The sequence below is a fragment of the Klebsiella sp. 2680 genome (assembly GCF_900198535.1).
Taxonomy (GTDB): domain Bacteria; phylum Pseudomonadota; class Gammaproteobacteria; order Enterobacterales; family Enterobacteriaceae; genus Klebsiella; species Klebsiella indica.
Genome location: NZ_FZNJ01000002.1, coordinates 1,100,311 through 1,124,031 on the forward strand (window position 1 = coordinate 1,100,311; position 23,721 = coordinate 1,124,031).

The 23,721-nt window shown below is 53.2% G+C and carries 24 protein-coding genes; 9 read left to right on the forward strand and 15 right to left on the reverse strand.

From position 1 onward, the window contains the following. Position 1: 1 nt before the first annotated feature. Positions 2-835, reverse strand: a complete 834-nt coding sequence (xapA, locus tag FN037_RS12470; RefSeq protein ID WP_142502360.1) for a xanthosine phosphorylase — start codon at positions 833-835, stop codon at positions 2-4. A 114-nt stretch (positions 836-949) separates the two neighbouring features. Continuing rightward, positions 950-1,876, reverse strand: a complete 927-nt coding sequence (locus FN037_RS12475) for a LysR family transcriptional regulator (protein WP_138361114.1) — start codon at positions 1,874-1,876, stop codon at positions 950-952. An 89-nt stretch (positions 1,877-1,965) separates the two neighbouring features. Between FN037_RS12475 and FN037_RS12480 the strand changes: the two genes are divergently transcribed. After that, positions 1,966-2,964: a bile acid:sodium symporter family protein gene (locus FN037_RS12480; protein ID WP_138361113.1), complete on the forward strand. Its 999-nt coding sequence runs from the start codon at positions 1,966-1,968 to the stop codon at positions 2,962-2,964. On the opposite strand, the gene FN037_RS12485 is transcribed toward FN037_RS12480, so the two are convergent. From FN037_RS12485 to zipA, 3 genes are all read right to left on the reverse strand, one after another. Next, entirely contained in the window at positions 2,961-3,179 is a 219-nt protein-coding gene (locus tag FN037_RS12485; protein WP_138361112.1) for a DUF3820 family protein, read from the reverse strand. The genes FN037_RS12480 and FN037_RS12485 overlap by 4 nt on opposite strands. Next, entirely contained in the window at positions 3,172-5,196 is a 2,025-nt protein-coding gene (gene ligA / locus FN037_RS12490) for an NAD-dependent DNA ligase LigA (RefSeq protein ID WP_142502361.1), read from the reverse strand. Before ligA ends, FN037_RS12485 begins: the two co-directional genes overlap by 8 nt. Before the next feature lie 74 nt (positions 5,197-5,270). Further along, entirely contained in the window at positions 5,271-6,287 is a 1,017-nt protein-coding gene (zipA, locus tag FN037_RS12495) for a cell division protein ZipA (protein ID WP_171034870.1), read from the reverse strand. A 230-nt stretch (positions 6,288-6,517) separates the two neighbouring features. Here zipA and cysZ point away from each other — a divergent pair, with 230 nt between their 5' ends. From cysZ to crr, 5 genes are all read left to right on the forward strand, one after another. Next, complete coding sequence (cysZ, locus tag FN037_RS12500; protein ID WP_138361110.1) at positions 6,518-7,279, forward strand: sulfate transporter CysZ; 762 nt, start codon at positions 6,518-6,520, stop codon at positions 7,277-7,279. A gap of 160 nt (positions 7,280-7,439) precedes the next feature. Then, positions 7,440-8,411, forward strand: a complete 972-nt coding sequence (gene cysK, locus FN037_RS12505) for a cysteine synthase A (protein WP_142502362.1) — start codon at positions 7,440-7,442, stop codon at positions 8,409-8,411. Positions 8,412-8,791: 380 nt separating this feature from the next. Next, complete coding sequence (gene ptsH, locus FN037_RS12510; protein ID WP_002913505.1) at positions 8,792-9,049, forward strand: phosphocarrier protein Hpr; 258 nt, start codon at positions 8,792-8,794, stop codon at positions 9,047-9,049. Positions 9,050-9,093: 44 nt separating this feature from the next. Then, positions 9,094-10,821 carry a phosphoenolpyruvate-protein phosphotransferase PtsI gene (gene ptsI, locus FN037_RS12515; protein ID WP_138361108.1) on the forward strand — a complete coding sequence of 576 codons (1,728 nt, stop codon included), beginning with the start codon at positions 9,094-9,096 and terminating at the stop codon, positions 10,819-10,821. 40 nt (positions 10,822-10,861) lie between these two features. Further along, on the forward strand, positions 10,862-11,371 hold the full coding sequence (crr, locus tag FN037_RS12520; protein ID WP_101978383.1) for a PTS glucose transporter subunit IIA: 510 nt from the start codon (positions 10,862-10,864) through the stop codon (positions 11,369-11,371). A gap of 59 nt (positions 11,372-11,430) precedes the next feature. On the opposite strand, the gene pdxK is transcribed toward crr, so the two are convergent. Further along, the gene (gene pdxK / locus FN037_RS12525) at positions 11,431-12,318 is read right to left on the reverse strand and encodes a pyridoxine/pyridoxal/pyridoxamine kinase (RefSeq protein ID WP_142502363.1); all 888 of its coding nucleotides are present in this window, start codon (positions 12,316-12,318) and stop codon (positions 11,431-11,433) included. 82 nt (positions 12,319-12,400) lie between these two features. Here pdxK and ptsJ point away from each other — a divergent pair, with 82 nt between their 5' ends. Further along, a complete protein-coding gene (gene ptsJ, locus FN037_RS12530) occupies positions 12,401-13,702 on the forward strand; it encodes a transcriptional regulator PtsJ (protein ID WP_142502364.1) in 1,302 nt (433 codons plus the stop codon). A gap of 132 nt (positions 13,703-13,834) precedes the next feature. On the opposite strand, the gene cysM is transcribed toward ptsJ, so the two are convergent. The 9 genes from cysM to FN037_RS12575 all read right to left on the reverse strand — a co-directional run bounded on the left by cysM (position 13,835) and on the right by FN037_RS12575 (position 21,506). After that, complete coding sequence (gene cysM / locus FN037_RS12535) at positions 13,835-14,746, reverse strand: cysteine synthase CysM (protein ID WP_142502365.1); 912 nt, start codon at positions 14,744-14,746, stop codon at positions 13,835-13,837. Positions 14,747-14,858: 112 nt separating this feature from the next. Continuing rightward, entirely contained in the window at positions 14,859-15,953 is a 1,095-nt protein-coding gene (gene cysA / locus FN037_RS12540) for a sulfate/thiosulfate ABC transporter ATP-binding protein CysA (protein WP_138361104.1), read from the reverse strand. Further along, on the reverse strand, positions 15,943-16,818 hold the full coding sequence (gene cysW, locus FN037_RS12545) for a sulfate/thiosulfate ABC transporter permease CysW (RefSeq protein WP_142502366.1): 876 nt from the start codon (positions 16,816-16,818) through the stop codon (positions 15,943-15,945). The genes cysA and cysW overlap by 11 nt, the downstream gene beginning before the upstream one ends. Further along, positions 16,818-17,651 (reverse strand): sulfate/thiosulfate ABC transporter permease CysT, encoded by an 834-nt coding sequence (gene cysT, locus FN037_RS12550; RefSeq protein ID WP_138361102.1) that lies wholly within the window; start codon positions 17,649-17,651, stop codon positions 16,818-16,820. Before cysT ends, cysW begins: the two co-directional genes overlap by 1 nt. Beyond that, complete coding sequence (locus FN037_RS12555; protein ID WP_142502367.1) at positions 17,651-18,667, reverse strand: sulfate ABC transporter substrate-binding protein; 1,017 nt, start codon at positions 18,665-18,667, stop codon at positions 17,651-17,653. The genes cysT and FN037_RS12555 overlap by 1 nt, the downstream gene beginning before the upstream one ends. 346 nt (positions 18,668-19,013) lie before the next feature. Further along, positions 19,014-19,913, reverse strand: coding sequence for a Dyp-type peroxidase (locus FN037_RS12560; protein ID WP_142502368.1), 900 nt, complete (start codon positions 19,911-19,913; stop codon positions 19,014-19,016). Positions 19,914-20,007: 94 nt separating this feature from the next. Beyond that, on the reverse strand, positions 20,008-20,583 hold the full coding sequence (locus FN037_RS12565) for an RpoE-regulated lipoprotein (RefSeq protein WP_138361099.1): 576 nt from the start codon (positions 20,581-20,583) through the stop codon (positions 20,008-20,010). 61 nt (positions 20,584-20,644) lie between these two features. After that, positions 20,645-21,094 (reverse strand): DUF2919 domain-containing protein, encoded by a 450-nt coding sequence (locus FN037_RS12570; RefSeq protein ID WP_138361098.1) that lies wholly within the window; start codon positions 21,092-21,094, stop codon positions 20,645-20,647. Continuing rightward, complete coding sequence (locus tag FN037_RS12575; RefSeq protein WP_138361097.1) at positions 21,081-21,506, reverse strand: GNAT family acetyltransferase; 426 nt, start codon at positions 21,504-21,506, stop codon at positions 21,081-21,083. The genes FN037_RS12570 and FN037_RS12575 overlap by 14 nt, the downstream gene beginning before the upstream one ends. A gap of 211 nt (positions 21,507-21,717) precedes the next feature. On the opposite strand from FN037_RS12575, the gene amiA reads away from it, so the two are divergent. Together amiA and hemF are read left to right on the forward strand one after the other, a co-directional pair. Continuing rightward, positions 21,718-22,590 (forward strand): N-acetylmuramoyl-L-alanine amidase AmiA, encoded by an 873-nt coding sequence (gene amiA / locus FN037_RS12580; protein WP_138361096.1) that lies wholly within the window; start codon positions 21,718-21,720, stop codon positions 22,588-22,590. Continuing rightward, positions 22,590-23,489 carry an oxygen-dependent coproporphyrinogen oxidase gene (hemF, locus tag FN037_RS12585; RefSeq protein ID WP_142502369.1) on the forward strand — a complete coding sequence of 300 codons (900 nt, stop codon included), beginning with the start codon at positions 22,590-22,592 and terminating at the stop codon, positions 23,487-23,489. The genes amiA and hemF overlap by 1 nt, the downstream gene beginning before the upstream one ends. The last annotated feature ends 232 nt before the right edge of the window (positions 23,490-23,721 follow it).

The following is a 23,721-nucleotide window of genomic DNA, read 5'->3' on the forward strand; positions in this document are numbered from 1 at the left end:
TTCAGACCAGTTTGCGCAGGAAGCCGCAGATCAGGTTGATAAAGTTCTGCCGGGAAAGTTCTGCCGCCGCCAGAGTTTGCGCATGAGATAATTTCACATCCCCCAGACCTTCAGCCAGATTGGTGATTGCCGCGACGGCCACCACTTTCAACCCGCAATGACGGGCCGTAATCACTTCCGGTACCACGGACATCCCCACCACGTCGCCGCCAATAATCTGCATCATGCGAATCTCTGCCGCGGTTTCAAAATTAGGCCCCGAATAAGAAACAAACACACCTTCGGTAAGCGGAAAACCTTCTTCGGCCGCAACACGCTGCAAAATGGCGCGATAATCCGCGTCATAGGCATTGGCCATAGAAAAGAAACGCTCGCCGAAGCGTTCATCATTCAGGCCAACCATTGGCGTCCCCGGCATGGTGTTAATGTGATCGCTTAACGCCACCAGACTGCCGGGCCCGGTTTCCGGGCGTAAAGAGCCCGCCGCGTTAGTGCAGAACAGCAATTCACACCCCAGAAGTTTTAGCGTCCGGATGGCATCGGTCATCACCGTCATGCCGCGCCCTTCATAGAAATGCCCGCGACCTTTCATACATGCGACAGGAACGCCAGCCAAATAGCCGAGTACCAGTTCACCTGCATGTCCATGCACGGTACTGACAGGGAATCCCGGCAGCTTCTCGTAAGAAATCGCCACGGCATCGTCAATTTGTTCTGCCAGCGCCCCGAGGCCTGAGCCAAGAATAAACGCGACCCGCGGCGTAAAATCTGGCTTATAGCCGCGAATAATGTCTGCGCTATACCACGGGTTCTGTGAGAAAAGAGAATGGCTCATGAAATGTCCTTAAAAACTGAAAAATTGATCTGGCACCAGATTGTTATAACGATGCTACGCAATCGATTACCAATACAGTTTTCCAGGACGTTCAATACCTAAAAGCTATTGATTTTATATCTGATACAAGGGGTCATGCTCGCGCAACGCGGTTAATTGGCCGGCCTGATGTCGGACCACCTCCCACAACGCTTCTGCCGCGGTAGATAACGAGCGATTTTTACGTCGTGCCAGCATCAGTTGCCGCTCAACCACCGGCGTAAGCCGTTTCACCTGTAACTGACTGCCTTGCGGAAGCGGCAGAGCTAACGCTGGCAATATGCTGATACCTATCCCCGACTCAACCATGGGAAACAGCGTTGCCGGGTGGCCAATCTCCTGCACAATATTTGCCTCAACCGAAAATCGCGCAAGCGCGGTATCAATAAGCGGACGGCTACCTGATGCATAATCCTGTAACACCAGTCGCTGATGCTGTAGCGCCTGCCAGCTCACCGAGTCACGAGAAGAAAAAGAGTGATCCCGACGGCAAAGCAACAAGAAAGGCTCCGCGAGAACCGTCTCACACTGTAGATCAGTGACAGCGCCGGGATCGATCACAATGCCAAAATCCACCTCGCCCTGACGAATGCTCTCCAGCACCCACTGCTGAGGGCGATCGTGCAGAACGAAATCGATCTCCGGATAATACTGATTACTATAGGCAATGCACTGCGGGATCAGATGCGCAGAAATGGTCTGACTGGCCGCAACCCGGACGGTTCCCGTCAGTTGCTGTCCGACACGGCCCGCTTCGCGCAACGTACTGTTCAGTTCATCTAGCAGACGTTCAAGCCTGACGGCCAGTTGCTGACCGGCCTCCGTGAGTACCACTTCCCGGGTCGTTCGATCGAGCAAACGCACGCCGGTGCGATGCTCCAGGTCTTTAACACTATGGCTGACCGCCGACTGACTGAGACCGATATTCTCCCCCGCCCGACTAAAGCTTTTAGCGCGTGCGACGGCCACAAACACTCTTAATTGACGTAGCGAGTAATTCATTTCTTTTTTTCATGAATAGATGCAATAAATCAATTTTATTTCTCAAACTAAAGAAAGCACAATAGCGGCATCGATTTTCAGGAGCGTTTATGAAATTTTTCCGCATTATTGATCCATTCACTCTCACGTTAGTCACCGTGGTCCTGCTGGCCTCCTTTTTCCCTGCCCGCGGTGGGTTTGTTCCCTTCTTCGAGCATTTGACCACCGCCGCCATTGCCCTGTTATTTTTTATGCATGGTGCGAAACTCTCTCGTGAGGCGATTGTTGCCGGAGGAAGCCACTGGCGCCTGCATCTCTGGGTAATATGCAGCACGTTTATCGTATTCCCTGTGCTCGGCGTACTGTTCGCAAAGTGGGCCCCCATCAACGTTGATCCGGCGCTGTACACCGGTTTTATTTATCTGTGTATTCTGCCCGCGACCGTCCAGTCGGCGATTGCGTTTACTTCGCTGGCTGGCGGTAACGTCGCGGCTGCCGTGTGCTCGGCTTCGGCCTCAAGCTTGCTGGGGATTTTTATTTCGCCCTTGCTGGTCGGTCTGTTGATGAATCTGCACGGCGCAGGCGGAAGTCTGGAGCAGGTCGGAAAAATTATGCTACAACTGCTTCTGCCGTTTGTGCTGGGGCATCTTTCTCGTCCCTGGATTGGCGACTGGGTGGCAAAACATAAAAAGTGGATCTCAAAAACCGACCAGACGTCCATTCTGCTGGTTGTTTATTCGGCCTTCAGCGAAGCGGTCGTTAACGGTATCTGGCATAAAGTCGGTATCGGATCGCTGCTGTTTATCGTCATTGTATGCCTGGTACTTCTGGCCATTGTGATTACGATTAACGTCGTTGTCGCGCGTAAATGCGGCTTCAATAAGGCGGATGAAATTACCATTGTGTTCTGCGGGTCGAAAAAGAGCCTGGCAAACGGGATCCCGATGGCCAATATTCTCTTCCCGACCTCAATACTGGGGATAATGGTGCTGCCGCTGATGATCTTCCATCAGATTCAGTTAATGGTGTGCGCCGTTCTGGCGAGGCGCTATAAACGCCAGAACGAAGCATTACAGGCACAGGAAAAGACCCGCGCCTCCGAGGCTTAACGAGGACGCTTCAGGGGCTGAACCAGGTCGGTCAGCCCCTCCGTTTTAATCAGCAACGTCAACGCCATCAGCTCGCCAAGATGCCCGGCGGGAAATTGATCTTTACGGGCAAACCACAGCAAATACTCTTCCGGCACATCAATTAAACGACGTCCTTTGTATTTACCAAACGGCATTTCCGTGTTGGCAATCTCAATAAGCCGGGCTTTATCCACGCGATTCTCCAAGCAGGCGCAGCATTTCGGCTTCATCAATCACCGTAATCCCCAGTTCCTGCGCTTTGACCAGTTTAGACCCCGCGGCTTCCCCGACGATGACCAGATCAGTTTTCTTCGACACGCTGCCCGCGACCTTCGCGCCCAACGCAACGAGCTGCGCTTTCGCATCGTCCCGCGACAGCTGACTCAGACTGCCCGTCAGAACCACCGTTTTACCGGCAAATGGGCTATCAATCTCTTCGGCGTTGACCACGACAGGCGCGGGCCAGCGGACGCCTTCTTTACGCAATTGCGCAATAACGTCACGGTTGCTCTCTTCAGCAAAGAAATTACGCACATGCGTAGCGACAACAATCCCCACATCGGGCACTTTTTGCAGGTCGTCAATGGAAGCCTGTTCCAGTGCCTCAATGGTGGCGAAATGCGCGGCTAAACTTGCTGCCGTGGCCTCCCCAACTTCACGGATACCTAGCGCATAAAGAAAACGGGCAAACGTGGTTTCTTTGGATTTTTCCAGTGCGTCCACGACATTTTGCGCGGATTTCGGCCCCATGCGATCCAGCCCGGTGAGTTTACCCGGCGTCAACCGGAAAAGATCGGCCGGCGTATGCACGTACTCTTTCTCAACCAGTTGATCGATGATCTTATCGCCCATACCATCGACATCTAACGCACGACGAGAGACAAAATGCTTGAGAGACTCTTTACGCTGCGCGCCACAGATCAGACCGCCTGTACAGCGAGTAACGGCTTCACCCTCAACGCGCTCAACATCGGAGTGGCACACCGGGCAATGGGTGGGAAATACAATCTCGCGCGTCCCTTCCGGGCGTTCCGAGAGAACCACATTGACCACCTGGGGGATAACATCCCCGGCCCGGCGAATAACCACCTTGTCACCAATTCGTAGCCCCAGACGTTCGATTTCGTCCGCATTATGCAGCGTCGCATTGCTGACTAACACCCCGGCGACATGGACCGGCTCCAGACGCGCAACGGGCGTAATGGCGCCGGTACGCCCAACCTGAAACTCAACATCGCGTACGAAGGTCATCTGTTCTTGCGCCGGAAACTTAAACGCCACCGCCCAACGCGGCGCGCGGGCCACAAAGCCCAACTGTTCCTGCAATTCCAGTGAATCAACTTTGATAACCACGCCATCAATATCAAACCCCAGACTCGGCCGATCTTCTTCCACTTTGCGATAGTAAGTAAGCACGTCTTCTGGCGTGTGACAGAGCGTTACGCGATCGCTGACCGGCAATCCCCAGGCTTTAAATTGCTGTAAACGCGCTGAATGGCTCTCCGGCAACACGCCGCCTTCCAGCACACCCACGCCATAGCAAAAGAATGTAAGTGGTCGCTTCGCCGTAATGCGCGGATCGAGCTGACGTAAAGAACCGGCAGCCGCGTTACGTGGGTTAGCGAACACTTTCCCGCCGGTTCGGCGAGCCTCTTCATTGATTTTTTCGAATCCAGCCTGAGGGAGAAAAACTTCACCGCGAACTTCCAGCCGCTGTGGGATATTGTCGCCTCTCAGCTTCAGCGGGATAGCGCGAATAGTACGCACGTTGGACGTAATGTCCTCCCCGGTTGTTCCGTCGCCGCGAGTCGCCGCCTGTACCAGTATGCCGTTTTCATACAGAATACTGACGGCCAGGCCATCCAGTTTTAGCTCACAGCAATAGACAAGATCGTCGGTGTTTTTCAGGCGATCCTGAACGCGCTTATTAAACGCGAGGAAGCTCTCTTCATCAAAAACGTTATCCAGCGACAGCATCGGGACTTCATGACGAATCTGGCTAAATGAGGCCAGCGGTTCGGCGCCGACGCGCTGGGTTGGCGAGTCCGGCGTAATCAGTTCAGGATGTTGCGCTTCCAGCTCACGCAGCTCACGCATTAAGCGGTCATATTCAGCATCAGGAATTTCCGGTGCATCCATGACGTGGTACAGATATTCATGATGGCGAAGCGTGGTTCGCAGTTCAGTCAGTTTTTGTTCATTCGATTCCATATCACACCATCAATGATAAAAAACCCCCGACGGGCGGGGGTTCAGGCTCAGCAGACGAAACGCAGGAAGATGAATCAGGCGTTAGCCTCTTTCACTTCACGGATGCGGTCCTGGTATTCACGCAGTTTTTGCGGCGTCATCATGCGACGCTGATCATCCAGCACCACGCCGCCGACTTCATCAGCGATGTATTGGGCGGACTGTAGCATCAGTTTAAAGTTTTGCAGTTCATCGCCAAAGGACGGAACCTGCATAAAGATCGTCACCCCGGGGGTTAGCATATCCGCCATACTATCCGGATTAAAAGTCCCTGGTTTGACCATATTCGCGAGACTAAACAGAACCTGCCCGCTGCCATCCGGGCTTAAATGACGATGGAAAATGTCCATATCACCAAATGTAAAGCCAGCCTGCTGGATGCTGTTGAGCAACAGCTCGCCATTAAGCTGCGAACCATGATGCGCGGCGACGTTCATCACAATCACCGTCTCCTTGCGCTCTTTTGGCTTTGGCGCCGCCGGCGGTGGTTCAGGCGCCTGCGGTTCAGGCGCGGGTTGCGACGGAGGTGCGGCCACCGGCTGGGCAGCAGATTGTTGCGCCGACTGTGGCCGGGGCACAGGTTGTTGTACCGGCTGCGGTTGTTGTACCGGCTGAGGTTGCGTCACCGACTGCGGCTGCTGAACCGGCGCCTGAGTATGAACAACTGGCTGGTGATGTGGCTGCGGCGGATGCGGCTGCTGCGGTGCGCGAACAGGCTCTTCCTGGCGCACTGGCTGCGGTTGCGCCTGACGCTCATAGGGAGGCTGATACTGGTGCTGCCGCGGCTGACGGGGTGCTTCATGCTCCCCATGAGCGCTATTCGGCGCATGATTGGCTCGATGAACCCGAACTTCACCTACACCTTCAATATCATCATCATCAAAGTCATCGCCTTCCAGCGCTTCTTCGTCGCGAGACTTCATACGTTTAAGTGGACGATCGCGAAACATCGAGGAGCGCTCTTTACGGCTGGTCCAGAAACCGTGTACCAGTAAAGCGATTATAGCGATCGCGCCAACAATGATTAATATCAGACGCAAATCCTGCATCATTATATTCTCTGTTGTTCTAACACCTTGCCACCACGGCAAACATTTACTCACTAAGAGTATTTGGCGATTACACCAAGTGCAAGTGCGTCAGGAACTTTCACTACATAAAGATGAACTAAATCGTGCTTTTTGCTGTTTTTTCGAACATTTCCTAACTGGTTATTATCCGTTAACCCGATAAAATAGCCCGGCATTCAGCCCGGATGTTAAAAAAGGAGCATTACCTGACTATGGTTTCATCATCCGTAACGGCCCCACGTAGTGGCGTTTACTATTTCTCACAAGGCTGGAAACTAATCAGGTTGCCGGGGATCCGTCAATACGTGTTCCTCCCTTTACTCGTCAATATTGTTCTGATGGGCGGCGCATTCTGGTGGTTGTTCAATCGTCTGGGTCATTGGATCCCTTCGCTGATGAACCATGTGCCAGACTGGCTGCACTGGCTCAACTATCTGTTATGGCCAATCGCGGTCATTTCAATCCTGCTGGTTTTTGGCTACTTTTTCTCCACGATTGCCAACTGGATTGCCGCACCCTTCAGCGGCCTGCTGGCCGAACAGCTTGAAGCCCGCCTCACCGGCGCAACACCTCCGGATGTGGGGGTTTTCGGCATAATGAAAGACGTGCCGCGTATTATGAAACGGGAATGGCAAAAATTCGCCTGGTATCTGCCACGCGCGATCGTACTGTTACTCCTCTACTTCATTCCCGGCATCGGCCAGACTGTTGCCCCGGTATTGTGGTTCCTGTTCAGCGCATGGATGCTGGCCATTCAGTACTGCGATTACCCGTTTGATAACCATAAAGTGCCGTTTAAAACCATGCGTGAAGCGCTGCGTACCCGCAAAGTGACCAATATGCAATTTGGCGCCTTAACCAGCTTGTTTACCATGATCCCGGTATTAAATCTGGTCATCCTGCCGGTAGCCATTTGCGGCGCAACGGCTATGTGGGTCGATTGCTATCGCGACAAACACGCCATGTGGAAGTAACACTGTCTTTATTCGGAGCGGCTTATACCGCTCCTTATTACTTCTGGCTTGCCATTATTTCTCTTCCGAATATAGATATGCTAAATCCTTACTTCCGCATATTCTTTAAGCGGGTATGCTGAAGCTGTACTCCCAAATTTCATACAGTTAAGGACGGGCCATGAGTAAGATTTTTGAAGACAACTCCCTGACTATCGGTCATACGCCGCTGGTACGACTGAACCGCATCGGTAACGGGCGCATTCTGGCAAAAGTAGAATCTCGTAACCCAAGCTTTAGCGTTAAATGCCGCATCGGTGCCAATATGATTTGGGATGCCGAAAAACGCGGCGTGCTGAAACCTGGCATTGAGCTGGTCGAGCCGACCAGCGGTAACACCGGTATCGCCCTGGCCTATGTCGCTGCCGCGCGCGGTTATAAGCTCACGCTGACGATGCCGGAAACCATGAGCATCGAACGTCGCAAGTTGCTGAAAGCGCTGGGCGCCAATCTGGTTCTGACCGAAGGCGCGAAAGGCATGAAAGGCGCCATCCAGAAAGCCGAAGAGATCGTCGCCAGCAATCCGGAAAAATACCTCCTGCTTCAGCAGTTCAGCAATCCGGCAAACCCGGAAATTCATGAAAAAACCACCGGCCCGGAAATCTGGGAAGATACTGACGGCCAGGTCGATGTATTCATCTCCGGTGTCGGCACGGGCGGTACGCTGACCGGCGTAAGCCGTTATATCAAAGGCACGAAAGGCAAAAAAGATCTGATTACCGTTGCAGTTGAACCGACCGATTCTCCGGTTATCACCCAGGCGCTGGCCGGTGAAGAACTGAAACCTGGGCCACATAAAATTCAGGGTATCGGTGCCGGCTTTATCCCGGGCAACCTGGATTTGAAGCTGGTTGATAAAGTGGTTACGATTACCAACGAAGAGGCGATTTCCACCGCACGTCGCCTGATGGAAGAAGAAGGTATTCTGGCCGGCATCTCCTCTGGCGCTGCCGTTGCCGCGGCACTGAAGCTACAGGAAGATGAATCCTTTACCAATAAGAATATTGTGGTTATCCTACCTTCCTCAGGTGAACGTTATTTAAGCACCGCATTGTTTGCCGATCTTTTCACTGAGAAAGAACTGCAACAGTAATGCCAGCTTGTTAATATTGTGTAAAAAAGCACCTTTTCAGGTGCTTTTTTGTGGCACAGGTCAAACTTTTACCCCTCCTGGCATTGATTCACTTCGTTGGGTCTGGTATTTAACCAGCACATTTATTTTGATGCGCGAAATTATTCCGATTTGGATTTCCGTAGGCTGAATCGATTTTATGATTTGGTTCAAGTCTTCCTTTAGCGGCATAATGTTTAATGACATGTAGATGTCAACGGCCTGAAGGTTTCCACAGCAATACTCTGCTCCTGGTGCCTGAGCCGGACATGTGATGCCGGCGCTAACGATACAGGCTAAAGTTTAGCCGTTAAGCTAAACTTTAGGTCCACAACACTAAACCTATAAGTTGGGGAAATATAATGTTCCAGCAAGAAGTTACTATTACCGCTCCGAACGGTCTGCACACCCGCCCTGCCGCTCAGTTTGTTAAAGAAGCTAAAGGCTTCACTTCTGAGATCACTGTAACCTCCAACGGCAAAAGCGCCAGCGCCAAAAGCTTGTTCAAACTGCAGACTCTGGGTCTGACTCAGGGGACTGTTGTGACTCTCTCTGCCGAAGGCGAAGATGAGCAAAAAGCCGTTGAGCATCTGGTAAAACTGATGGCTGAGCTCGAATAAGTTCACGGGTTCTTTTTAATATCAGTCACAAGTAAGGTAGGGTTATGATTTCAGGCATTTTAGCATCCCCGGGTATCGCTTTCGGCAAGGCGCTTCTGCTGAAAGAAGATGAAATTGTCATCGACCGGAAAAAAATTTCTGCCGATAAGGTTGATCAGGAAGTTGAACGTTTTCTGAGTGGCCGCGCCAGAGCCTCCGCCCAGCTGGAGGCTATCAAAACCAAAGCTGGTGAAACTTTCGGTGAAGAAAAAGAAGCCATCTTCGAAGGGCACATCATGCTGCTGGAAGATGAGGAGCTGGAGCAGGAAATCATAGCCCTGATTAAAGATAAGAACATGACGGCTGACGCAGCTGCGCATGAAGTTATCGAAGGTCAGGCTTCTGCACTGGAAGAGCTGGATGATGAATACCTGAAAGAGCGTGCGGCTGACGTACGTGATATCGGTAAGCGCCTGTTGCGCAATATTCTTGGTCTGGCGATCATTGATTTGAGCGCGATTCAGGACGAAGTGATCCTGGTTGCCGCCGATCTTACGCCGTCAGAAACCGCACAGCTAAACCTGGACAAAGTGCTGGGCTTTATCACTGATGCAGGCGGTCGTACTTCCCACACCTCTATCATGGCGCGTTCCCTTGAACTGCCAGCCATCGTGGGCACTGGTAACGTGACAGCGCAGGTGAAAAACGGCGACTATCTGATCCTCGACGCGGTGAATAATCAGGTTCTGGTTAACCCAGACAACGAAAAAATCGAAGAGCTGCGCAATCTGCAGTCTCAGGTCGCGGAAGAAAAAGCAGAGCTCGCTAAGCTGAAAGACCTGCCGGCGATTACCCTTGACGGCCATCAGGTTGAAGTCTGCGCCAACATCGGTACCGTTCGTGATGTCGAAGGCGCGGAGCGTAACGGCGCGGAAGGCGTGGGTTTGTATCGTACCGAATTCCTGTTCATGGATCGCGATTCGCTGCCAACGGAAGAAGAACAGTTTTCCGCTTACAAAGCGGTTGCCGAAGCGTGCGGCTCACAGGCCGTTATCGTTCGCACCATGGACATCGGCGGCGACAAAGAGCTGCCGTACATGAATTTCCCGAAAGAAGAGAACCCGTTCCTCGGCTGGCGCGCCGTGCGTATCGCAATGGATCGCAAAGAGATTCTGCGCGATCAGGTGCGCGCGATTCTGCGAGCCTCTGCTTTCGGTAAACTGCGCATCATGTTCCCGATGATCATCTCTGTTGAAGAAGTGCGCGCACTGAAAAAAGAGATTGAGTCCTACAAACAGGAACTGCGCGGCGAAGGTAAAGCTTTTGATGAAGCAATTGAAATTGGCGTCATGGTAGAAACCCCTGCCGCGGCAACCATTGCTCATCACTTAGCCAAAGAAGTTGATTTCTTTAGTATCGGTACCAATGATTTAACGCAGTATACTCTGGCGGTTGACCGTGGTAATGATATGATTTCACATCTTTACCAGCCAATGTCGCCGTCTGTACTGACGCTGATTAAGCAAGTTATTGATGCTTCTCATGCTGAAGGCAAATGGACTGGCATGTGCGGTGAGCTTGCGGGCGATGAACGTGCTACACTTCTGTTGCTGGGGATGGGGCTGGACGAGTTCTCTATGAGCGCCATTTCTATCCCGCGCATTAAGAAGATTATCCGTAACACGAACTTCGAAGATGCGAAGGTATTAGCAGAGCAAGCTCTTGCTCAACCGACAACGGACGAGTTAATGACGCTGGTTAACAAGTTCATTGAAGAAAAAACAATCTGCTAATCCACGAGATGCGGCCCAAATTACTGCTTAGGAGAAGATCATGGGTTTGTTCGATAAATTGAAATCTCTGGTTTCTGATGACAAAAAAGACACCGGAACTATTGAGATTGTTGCTCCGCTCTCTGGCGAGATCGTCAACATCGAAGACGTGCCGGATGTCGTTTTTGCGGAAAAAATTGTGGGTGATGGCATTGCAATCAAACCTACTGGCAACAAAATGGTTGCTCCGGTAGATGGCACCATCGGTAAAATTTTTGAAACTAACCATGCGTTCTCAATCGAATCTGATAGCGGCATTGAACTGTTCGTTCACTTTGGTATTGATACCGTTGAACTGAAAGGTGAAGGTTTCAAACGCATTGCTGAAGAAGGCCAGCGAGTGAAAGTCGGCGATACAGTTATCGAATTCGATCTGCCGCTGCTGGAAGAAAAAGCCAAATCAACGCTGACCCCGGTTGTTATCTCCAACATGGACGAGATCAAAGAGCTGATCAAACTGTCCGGTAGCGTGACCGTCGGTGAAACCCCGGTTATCCGCATTAAGAAGTAATTCTTATTGCAGAAAAATGGCGCCTTCAAGGGCGCCATTTTTTATCACACTCTGTTTTCTCACGCCACGGTATCGCCATTTTCTGTATCCTTCCCCTGCGGAGGAAGAATAAGTTCATCACAACCTTGTTCCTCGGTCCAGGTCATTACCGCCAGTACCCGTCGCGCAGCGGTATGAACCGCATCATGCAATGAGACCCCGCAAACCAGACCGCTCACCAGCTCTGCACAGAACAGGTCACCAGTTCCTTTCAGGTCGGTTTCCACCCGTGGATGCGCCACCACCTCAACCGCTTCAGCGCTGACCACCATCACGTTGATTGTCGAGCTGTCCATTCCCGGCGCGCTGGTAATCACCACCCATTTCAGTGACTCGGATAACAGGCTCCGGGCGGCAACAACCGCTTCCTGTTGATTCGCGCAAGGAAGGCCGCTCAGCATCTCCAGCTCAAACAGGTTTGGCGTAATCCCCTGCGCCAGGGGCAGTAAATGGCTGCGATAGGCTTCCGGGATCTCAGCCTTCACGTAGATACCGCTATCCACATCGCCAATGACCGGATCGACCAGAATACATACTCCAGGGTGGCGTTTGCGGATTCGACGTAACCATTGCGCGAGCCGCTCAATCTGTACCGCACTTCCCATATAGCCGGTCGTCACCGCCTTGAGCTCGCGAAGGGCATCACGCTCTTCCAGCGCCTTTAAATAACCGACAAACCACTCTTCCGGGATCACGCCACCATACCAGGTATCATAATGCGGAGTATTGCTGAACAACACGGTCGGTACCGCCACTACCCGCAGCCCATGCTGCTTGATTGCCGGTATTGCGATACTGTTTCCCACACTACCGTAAACGACCTGCGATTGAACGGCCACGATATCAGCCTGTTGCGCCCGGCTTTTATCGCTAAAGAGCACCGATTGTATTTCGTCTTCTTGCTCCATCCTTTTCTCCCCCGCTGGACAGCTTGTCATCCCCTGATTATCATTTGTCCTATGCTAAAATTCATTTTGTCATAGGTCAATAATGATTGGCGGGAAAACAGCCAGTGAAATCTTCGACAACATCCGTCACCTTGTACAAAATGGTGAACTCAAACCAGGGGATGTTTTACCGCCAGTGCGCGACCTGGCGATCGACCTGGCGGTCAATCGCAACACCGTCGCTGCCGCCTATAAGCGACTGGTGACTTCAGGATTGGCTACGGGTCAGGGACGCAATGGTACAGCCATCAAGGCACCGACTCCTCTTCCTGCCCTTGAAGGTGGCGATCCGTCTTCTCCGCTCAAGGATATCTCCAGCGGGAACCCCGACCCTGCCCGCCTGGCGCACATCAAGAACTACTTTGACGCTATCGCAGAAGCGCCGCGTCTGTATGGCGATGCGGCAGTTGAACCACAACTGGCAGCCTGGGCCCGGAACTGGATGAACAACGATCTGGGGATAGACGCCGCGATTAATCTTACCAACGGCGCTATTGATGCGTTTGAACGGTTGCTGTGCGCTCTGCTGCTTCCGGGAGATAGTGTGGCCATCGAAGACCCTTGCTTTCTCAGTAGTATCAATATGCTGCGCTATACCGGCTTTCACCCCTCCCCCGTTCCGGTCGATAGTAAAGGCATGCAGCCAGACGCACTTGAGAAGGCGCTGAGCAACGGCGCCCGGGCGGTGATGATTACCCCCCGGGCGCATAATCCGACAGGCTGTAGCCTCAACGCAACCCGCGCCCGCAAGATACGCCAGATACTCGCCCGTTACCCGCAGGTTCTGGTAATTATTGATGACCATTTCGCGCTGTTATCCGCCACCCCCTGGTACTCACCGCTTTCCCCGGAAACGAAGCGCTGGGCGCTGGTGCGCTCGCTATCGAAAACCCTGGGGCCGGACATGCGTCTGGCTATTGTCGCCAGCGATGCTGAGACTTCGGCGGCGCTACGCCTTAGGCTCAATTCCGGCAGCCAATGGGTCAGCCATTTATTGCAGGATCTGGTGCTGGCCTGCCTGAACGATGAGATCTTTATGGCATCCCTGGCGACCAGTCGGCGCCACTACCGTCAGCAACATGAAAAACTCATTGCCGCGCTGGTAAAGTGCGGGATCACCCACCTGACGCCAGGGGATGGGCTGAATTTTTGGTTCCCGCTGGAGAAGCCGAGCCAACAGGCGGCACTTCGCCTGGCGCATGCAGGCTGGCGGGTTCGCGAAGGGGAAGCTTTCGGTATTGGCACACCATCCCACGGGCTACGGCTTTCACTTGCAACGCTGAATGATGATGAAATTCACAAACTTGCCAATGATTTATACCAGGTAACAGGCTATATCCCGTAACAGCTCATAATGTCGTCGTTGCGTCCAAACGGGTCACTTGCGTTCAAGCCTGATACACAGAGAACGAATCTGAGGAGCACGAGCCTCCATGCTGACGACGCAGACACCGGTGATACCGCTCAGCCCGACGGCTTAAATCCCCGCGCCCTGGCTGAAATGCTCTTCACCAAAGACGCCGGTAGAAAGGTAGCGATCGCCGCGATCGCAAACGATCGCCACCACCACGGCGCCGGGATTTTCCCGCGCAATACGTAAGGCGCCGGCTACCGCGCCACCTGAGCTCACGCCGCAAAAAATACCTTCCTTCACCGCCAGCATCCGCATGGTGTTTTCTGCATCCCGTTGATGAATATCCAGCACCGCATCCACCAGTTGCGCGTTAAAAATACCCGGCATATATTCAGCAGGCCAGCGGCGGATCCCCGGAATGCTGCTGCCTTCTTCCGGCTGTAACCCGATGATGCTGACCTTTTTATCCTGCTCACGCAGAAAGCGTGAAACACCCGTAATCGTACCGGTGGTGCCCATGCTGGAAACAAAATGCGTAATACGCCCGTGAGTCTGTTGCCAAATTTCCGGCCCGGTGGTGGTGTAGTGCGCGTACGGGTTATCGGGATTATTAAACTGATCGAGCAACTTACCTTCCCCACGCCGGGCCATCTCCAGCGCCAGATCGCGCGCCCCTTCCATCCCCTGCTCTTTGCTGACCAGAATCAGCTCAGCGCCATAGGCGCGCATCGCCGCGCGGCGCTCCTGGCTCATGTTGTCCGGCATCAGCAGTTTCATCTGGTAGCCTTTGAGCGCGGCGATCATCGCCAGCGCAATGCCGGTATTTCCGCTGGTCGCTTCAATCAGCACATCGCCAGGCTTAATCTCTCCGCGTTTTTCCGCTTCGACGATCATCGACAGCGCCGCCCGGTCTTTCACTGACCCGGCAGGGTTATTGCCTTCCAGCTTGACCCAAATTTCACTGCCGTTATCCGGCGCCATCCGCTGCAATTTCACCAGAGGCGTATTGCCAATTGTTTGTTCTAATGTGTTCACTTCTCTGTCCAGTAAAAAGCCCGGTGGCGCTTCGCTTACCGGGCCTACGCAGATCATATTGTAGGCCGGGTCAGCGCAGCGCCACCCGGCAAAACTACGTGATATTAACCTATCAGGCTGATTCCGCCAGAGCAAGCTCTTCACGCGGCTCAATGCGCTCATCGCCGTTGTACAAACGGGCGTTCCGCAAGCCGACAAACAGGCGCTCCCCACGATACGGAGCGTCATTATCCTGCAGTACCACGGTTAACGGTTGGTCATACCACCCAAGCGGCTGAACGACGAGTTGGGTATAGTGCCCTTTGGGACTGGCTTCCAGCACCTGTACCGGCAAGGGTGAATCCAGGCTGGTACGGCGGCTGATATCCACTTCCCACGGGCGCAGGAACAGGTCGACCGGCCCCTGGTACGCGGGAGTATAGCCTAACGGCCAGCGATGTGCGCCGACATGAAACTGACCGCCGCGAATTGTGCCCTTCAGGCGATTAACCTCGCCCATAAACTCCAGCACAAAACGGGTGGAAGGTTCACGCCACACCTGCTCCGGCGCATCGGCCTGCTCAATATTCCCCTGACTCATCACCACAACGCGGTCAGCGACTTCCATCGCCTCTTCCTGGTCGTGCGTCACAAATACGCTGGTAAACTTCAACTCTTCATGCAACTGACGCAACCAGCGTCGCAACTCTTTACGTACCTGAGCATCCAGCGCGCCGAAGGGTTCATCCAGCAGCAGAATTTGCGGTTCGACCGCCAGCGCACGCGCTAACGCTACGCGCTGCTTCTGCCCGCCAGAGAGCTGGGCCGGATAGCGATCGGCCAGGTGCGCCAGTTGGACCATTTCCAGCAACTGAGTGACTTTGGCCTTGATTCCGGCTGCATTTGGCCGTTCACGACGCGGCAGCACCGTCAGACCAAAGGCGATATTGTCAAACACCGTCATATGACGAAACAGCGCATAGTGCTGGAACACAAAACCCACTTTACGGTCGCGGGCATGTACCCGGCTGACGTCAGTTCCATGAAAACGAATATGACCGCTGGACTGATTCTCCAGCCCGGCGATGATGCGCAGCAGCGTGGTTTTACCAGAGCCTGACGGCCCCAGTAGCGCAACCATCTGCCCGGAAGGAATATCCAGCGAGATATCATTCAGCACCTGGGTGCGACCAAAAGACTTCTTAATATTGGCAATCTCAATGCTCATGATTTTCCTCCTGTTGCACGCGTTTTTCCTGATTTTCCAGGCGCCATTGCAACATACTCTTCAAAAACAGGGTAATAATCGCCATCAGCGTCAGCAGCGCGGCGGCGGTAAAGGAGCCGACGGTATTGTAATCCTGCTCCAGTAATTCAATCTGTAATGGCAGTGACAAGGTTTCACCGCGAATCGAGCCTGAAACCACCGAAACCGCGCCGAATTCACCGATCGCCCGGGCGTTGGTCAGCACCACACCATAAAGCAGCGCCCAGCGGATATTTGGCAACGTAACCCGACAGAACATCTGCCAGCCTGATGCGCCAAGCAGAATCGCCGCTTCATCTTCATTACTGCCCTGACTCATCATCACCGGCACCAGCTCACGAACCACAAACGGGCAGGTCACGAAAATGCTCGCCAGCACCATACCCGGCCAGGCAAACATGATCTGCAGATTATGCTCGTCAAGCCAGCCGCCAAGCGGACCGTTAGAACCGTAAAACAGCAAATATACCAGCCCCGCCACCACCGGCGAGACGGCAAACGGAATATCCAGCAGCGTCAGCAACAGCTGACGCCCCGGAAAAGTAAAACGCGTCACCAGCCACGCCAGCAATGTGCCAAATACCAGATTTACCGGCACGGTAATTAAGGCGATCATCACCGTCAGCCAGATAGCATTCAGCATGTCCGGGTCGGCAAGGTTTTGCAGCACCGGCATCAGGCCTTTGCTAAAGGCCTGCACGAAGATATAGACCATCGGCACGATCAGAATGAAAGCGGACACCAACATTCCGATACCAATCAGAAACCATTTTCCCCAGTTAATGCGGGGTGCGTCATAGCGCTTCAATTGAGTCACTTCCGCCATTAATGACCTACCACACGTCGACCAAAGCGACTTTGCAGGGTGTTAATCGAGAACAGCAGCAACAACGACGCCGCAAGGATCACCGAGGCAATCGCGCTGGCCGCCGGATAGTCAAACTCCTGCAAACGAACAAAAATCATCAGCGAGGTCACTTCCGTTTTCCACGCGATGTTGCCGGCGATAAAGATCACCGCGCCAAACTCCCCCAGACTACGAGTAAAGGACAGCGCAATACCAGCCAACAGCGCGGGAGAAAGCTCCGGCAGGACGACTTTGCGAAAGCTTTGCCAGCGCGTCGCGCCCAGGGTTTCCGCCGCTTCTTCATACTCCGGCCCGAGCTCTTCCAGTACAGGTTGTACCGTCCGAACCACAAACGGGATACTGGTAAAAGCCATCGCGACCGCGATCCCCAGCCAGGTATAGGTCACTTTGATATCAAACTTCGCCAGCCATTCGCCGTAAAAACCGTTGACCGAAAACAGCGATGCCAGGGTCAGGCCCGCCACCGCTGTCGGTAGCGCAAACGGCAGATCCATCAGCGCATCCAGCAGCGTGCGGCCCGGAAATCGGTAGCGCGTGAGGACCCATGCCATCAGCAGACCAAATACGCCGTTAAAAATCGACGCCGCAAAGGCCGATAGCAAGGTCACTTTATATGCCGCCACAACCTGGGGATTGGTGATCACATCCCAGTATTGGCTCAGGGTCATTTGCGCCAGTTGCATTACCAGCGCGCTCAACGGCAACAGCAGAATCAAGCAAACAAACAGCAGGCTGGTACCAAGACTCAGAGTAAAGCCCGGCAGCACACGCTTTGTCGCAACAGCAAACATTAATTACGCCCCGCAGCCAGCAGTTTGTCCAGTTCACCACCGCTGGCAAAGTGGGTTTTCATCACTTCTGGCCAGGAACCAAACTGGTCTTCCACGCGGAACAGTTTGGTCTGCGGGAATTTATCTTTCAGTTTCCCCATGACTTCCGGGTTGTTCACGCGGTAGTAAAAACGGGTAATGATGGCCTGCGCCTGCGGGCTGTAGAGCCAGTTCAGATAGGCTTTAGCCGCTTTTTCAGTCCCGTTGGCCTTCACATTTTTGTCTATCCAGGCCACCGGGAATTCAGCAAGAATATTGGTTTCAGGAATAACGACCTCGAATCCTTGATCCTGGTACTGTTTACGGATGTTATTCACTTCTGATTCAAAGCTAATCAGCACGTCGCCGAGTCCGCGTTCGGCAAAAGTGGTTGTGGCGCCGCGACCGCCGGTATCAAAGACTTCGACATTTTTCAGGAATTGCGTCATGAACTGTTCGGTTTTCGCTTTATCGCCACCGTCCGCTTTATCCGCCGCACCCCACGCAGCTAAATAGGTATAACGCGCGTTACCTGACGTTTTCGGATTCGGAAAAATTAACTTAACGTCGGGACGCACCAGATCATTCCAGCTGTGGATATTTTTCGGATTCCCTTTGCGAACCAGAAATCCCATTGTCGAGTAAAACGGCGAACTGTTATTCGGCAGGCGGCTTTGCCAGTCGGCCGGGATCAGTTTGCCTTTGTCATGCAGAATTTGTACGTCAGTCACCTGGTTATAGGTCACCACATCGGCCTTCAACCCTTGCAGGATCGCCAGCGCCTGTTTTGATGACCCGGCATGAGATTGTTTAATCGTCAGCTTATCGCCGCCGTTATCTTTCGCCCACTGCTGTTCAAACTGCGGGTTAAGGGCGGCAAATAGCTCGCGGGAAACGTCATATGAGCTGTTGAGCAGTTCCGTCGCCTGCGCCTGCGCAACCAACAGCACAGAAGCCGCCAGCGCCAGATATCCTTTTTTCAGTGAATTTATCGCCATTGCGCACCCTTATAAATTTGATGACTTTCTTATAGTCATAATATTTATAACAGGTACGAAAGGAGTAACGGTTTTATATACCGTTTGGCGATTTGGAAGTCGAAAAGAGAATAAGAGAACCGCAACGTTTTTCTGAATCGTGCATCCAGAATCAGGATAGCGTTCTGACAGACGCTGGCAAGCTGGCACAGTACCCGATGGCGGCAAGAGTTCTACGCTTCCGGAATAATACGTTTGCGCATTATGAGAAGACGGTGATAGCGAGGATATGTGAAGCGCGACGCACTGATACCCTTACCCCGGCCCTCTCTCAGCCTGTGGGGAGAGGGCCAGGATAAGGGGGAATTTACAGCGCCAGCAGCCTGTCCAGCGACGGCGCGAAATAGTACCCGCCAGTGACGGGCTTAGTGAAACGTAACATCGCGTCACGCTTACCATCGGTATCGCCAAACATACTCAGCAGTTGTTGCTCGATGTTGTACAGGCGCGCGCAGTAAGCGCAGAAGTAAAGGCCGTGGGTACCGCTGGCGGTGCCATACGGCAGGCTCTGACGAACAATCTTCAGCCCTTTACCCTCTTCCTTCAGATCCACGCGGCTCAGATGAGAAGTTGCCGGACGCGCATCGCCGTCAATCTCTTCATTGGCTTCTTTGGTGCGGCCAATCATCATTTCCTGATCGGGAATACTCATACGATTAAGCTGGTTAAGATTATGCTCCCAGCGCTGCACCAGAACATAGCTGCCGCCCGCATCCACGCCATCGTTGATTATCGCCACTTCACGGCGCGTCTCTTCGCCAGCCGGGTTTTCCGTACCATCGACAAAGCCGCTCAGATCGCGCTCTTCAATCCAGCGGAAACCATGAACTTCTTCTTTAACGTCCACCACTGCGCCAAACGCCGCCATTGCCGCCTGGGCAACAGAGAAGTTCACCTCATGCTGTGCGGAAAGAATGTGGATCAGCAGATCGTACTGCGTGGACGGGGCCAGCCCCTTGCCGTAGCCCGGGAACGCTTTTAACTCTTCGCCCCCCACGCCGCCGCTCAACTGGCGCCAGATGTTATGGCCGAAAGCCACGACCGCGCCCAGCTTAGCATCCGGGTATGTTGCCTGAAAGGTCGCTAATTTATCGGCAAAAACCTTACTGCTTTTCCGCAGGGCATCAAGGTCACCTTTGACATTGGCTTCAATCCAAATCGCCACGCGGCAATGTTCCGGCAAAATGCCACTCTGAACCTGAGACATCGCTCCTCCTGAAATTATACAGCCACCACACGGTGGCCTTTTTAAGGCGCTATTGTACCCGTTTTTTCAGGGAGCCGAATCACTTCAGATCAAATTAGCGGCGCCAGATAATTTCACTCACCTTCCAGTTTTTCAGCGTATCGTCGGCAGGCATTAGCGCGTCAGGGCCACTCCAGCTACCGGTAAAAACATAGCTAATATGTTGGCTATCCCTGGCTTTACACTCCACTACGCTGCCGCTGTCGTTATGGCCTTGCTGACAGTTACCAAAAGCTTTGCTGTAGATAGCACTGAACGGCGTACCAATTTTCACCCCACTGGCGGTTGCGATACGGCTATCACGTACGTTAATACGGCTGAGGGTACCGTTGTCGCCATTGATGGTCAGCGCCACTTTGCCATCTTTTAACGCTTCGAAGTAGCGCACAATCCTGCCATTATCCATTTTCATACCGCTGCGCAGATGATAACCGCTACCGATCGCATCACTGATAGCCTGCTCGCTTAGTGGCGTTGCTGCTGTCAGATTACCGACGCCCTGCTCAGTCACTTCCGTCGAAGAACCAAACCAGTTCCACGGATAAGCCGCCGACCAGTTGACCGCGCTCATCGTTGAGCAGCCGGTTAAAGCCAGCGGTAATGCGCAGAGAAGTATACGTAGCGATGTCATGACTCAGTCCTTTCTGATTAATTCAACGCAAGTTGGAGTACGCGATCGGCAAAAAGTGCCGTTAAAGCTGTTCTTCATGGAAACAGGCTTTCAGGCGCCGGTTACTTAACAGCCACCACAACGCATAAAGATCCGCCGCCAGCAGGACGCTGGTCACTGCCGAAGGCGATTCGCCGCCCACCCACAATAGCGGTTGCCAGACCAGCAGCAATAGCTGAGAGATCACCAGAAGCCAACGCATTAATGGCCAGAAGCGGGGAAAGCGCTGACGGTATCCGCTGATAATAAACGCCATAACCGCCGGGATGCCGGGCAGCAATCCCAGCCAAAAGTTATCGTGGTCCGGATAAAACAGATTCAGCAACGCATCCCCCTGCTGACGCGATGCGCCGGCCATCAGAAATAGCACCCATGTTCGGGCCTGCAACAACAGCACGCACCAAAAAAGGAACGGTAAGCGCAGGCGACCGTGGGAATCAAAATCGGCGGGGGTATACTCAATATTCTTCATCTTCAATCAAACGCTTACCGAGGCACAGCACGTCAGAATGCTCATAGCCAAGGCGCTCGTACATCCCCAGAACCATCTCGTTATCTTCGCGCACCATAATGTTAATTTTCGGGCAACCACGCGCGATCAGCTTTTTTTCCAGCCGATTCAACAGGGCATTAGCAATACCGCGACCACGGTATTCAGGGTGAACGCCAAGATAATAAGCAGATCCGCGATGACCGTCATAGCCGCCCATCACCGTACCAACCACCTCACCATTAACCTCGGCAACCAGAAACAGGCTGGCATCGTGGTTCAGCTTACGTTCAATATCCATTTCCGGATCGTTCCACGGCCGCAGAAGATCGCAACGCTCCCACAGGGTTATCACCTCTTCAAAATCTTGCTGGCGAAAAACGCGTATCTCCATGGTATTGCCCACCATTGACGGTTAAAAACTGAGATTATGGCGCGATTGCGCCGGATAGCCAATATCAGGCGCAATGCGTCTCAAAAAATGGCATAATGTGACTTTGTCATGTATTGAAATGAAAAGTAAAACAATTCTTATTTGGAATGGTCGTAACGGAAAACACGATACGATATAACATTGATTACCACTTGTTTGCAATTCAGGCCGAATGAGCACTTTTAAACCATTAAAAATACTTGCTTCGCGCCGCCAGGTACTGAAAGCCGGGCTGGCAGCAATCACGCTTTCAGGGATCGCCTCTCCGGCCAGCGCGAAAGAACAGCCATTGAAGACAGCCAATGGTCACAGCAAACCCGCCGCGAAGAAAAAGGGCGCTAAACGTATCGTCATGCTCGATCCCGGCCATGGCGGCATTGATACCGGCGCTATTGGTCATAACGGTTCAGAAGAGAAACACGTTGTTCTGGCGATCGCGAAAAACGTGCGCAGCATTTTACGCAGCAACGGTATTGACGCGCGGCTTACGCGAACTGACGATACCTTTATCCCGCTATATGACCGCGTAGAGATCGCCCATAAGCATGGCGCCGATCTTTTCATGTCGATTCACGCCGACGGTTTTACCAATCCGAGCGCGGCAGGAGCCTCTGTTTTCGCCCTGTCCAACCGTGGAGCCAGTAGCGCGATGGCGAAGTATCTCTCCGATCGGGAAAACCGCGCCGACGAAGTCGCGGGCAAAAAAACGACAGACAGGGACCACCTTCTGCAGCAGGTACTGTTCGATCTGGTCCAGACTGACACCATCAAAAACAGCCTGACGCTCGGTTCGTATGTTCTGAAAAAAATTAAGCCGGTGCATAAGTTGCACAGCCGTAATACCGAGCAGGCGGCGTTCGTGGTGCTAAAATCGCCCTCGATCCCTTCCGTGCTGGTAGAAACGTCGTTTATTACCAATCCGAACGAAGAAAAGCTGTTAGGGACCACCGCGTTCCGCCACAAAATCGCCACGGCAATTGCTAACGGCATTATGAGTTATTTCCACTGGTTCGATAACCAGAAAGCCCATTCGAAGAGACGTTAATGAAACCCGACGCCCATCAGGTCAAAGCCTTCCTGCTTCAGTTGCAGGACGTCATCTGCCAGAAGCTAAGTACGACCGACGGAAGCAATTTTGTTGAAGATAACTGGCAGCGGGAAGCTGGCGGCGGTGGACGCAGTCGGGTACTGCGCGATGGCGGTATCTTTGAACAGGCAGGCGTTAACTTTTCGCACGTACACGGCGATGCGATGCCGGCGTCCGCTACCGCTCATCGACCTGAGCTGGCGGGTCGCAGCTTCGAAGCGATGGGCGTGTCGCTGGTGGTGCATCCGCTCAATCCCTATATTCCCACCAGCCATGCCAACGTGCGTTTTTTTATCGCCGAGAAACCCGGCGCGGAGCCGGTCTGGTGGTTTGGCGGCGGGTTCGATTTAACGCCATATTATGGTTTTGAGGAAGACGCCGTTCACTGGCACCGCACGGCGCGGGATTTGTGCCAGCCTTTCGGCGAAGCGGTTTATCCGCGTTATAAAAAATGGTGCGACGACTACTTCTTTCTCAAACACCGTAATGAACAGCGCGGCATCGGCGGGATCTTCTTCGATGATCTGAATACGCCAGATTTCGACAGTTGCTTCCGTTTTATGCAGGCGGTAGGAAAAGGCTATACCGACGCGTATCTGCCGATTGTCGGGCGGCGCAAGGAAATGCTCTGGGGTCAACGTGAGCGTGATTTTCAACTCTACCGCCGCGGACGCTACGTCGAGTTCAATCTGGTATGGGACCGCGGCACCCTGTTTGGCCTGCAAACCGGCGGGCGCACAGAGTCGATTCTGATGTCGATGCCGCCGCTGGTGCGCTGGGAGTACAACTGGCAGCCGGAAGAAGGCAGCCCGGAAGCGGCGCTGAGCGAATTTATTCAGGTGCGCGACTGGGTGTGAACCCGTATGGGTGACATTTATCTGGCCTGCACGACTCGTCTTGTAGATACTATTATGACTCAGAATGTTGCAAAGTGAGTTCTTCTGAAATCGCCCGGGCCGCTTCCCTGGCCGGGCCGACAATAGATGCATAACTTGATCATATTGTTGGCTTCACGGCGCGGGAAGAGCGTCAGCCTCCACCCGACTATACCCTAAATTATTCGAGTTGCAGGAAGGCGGCGACGCAGTG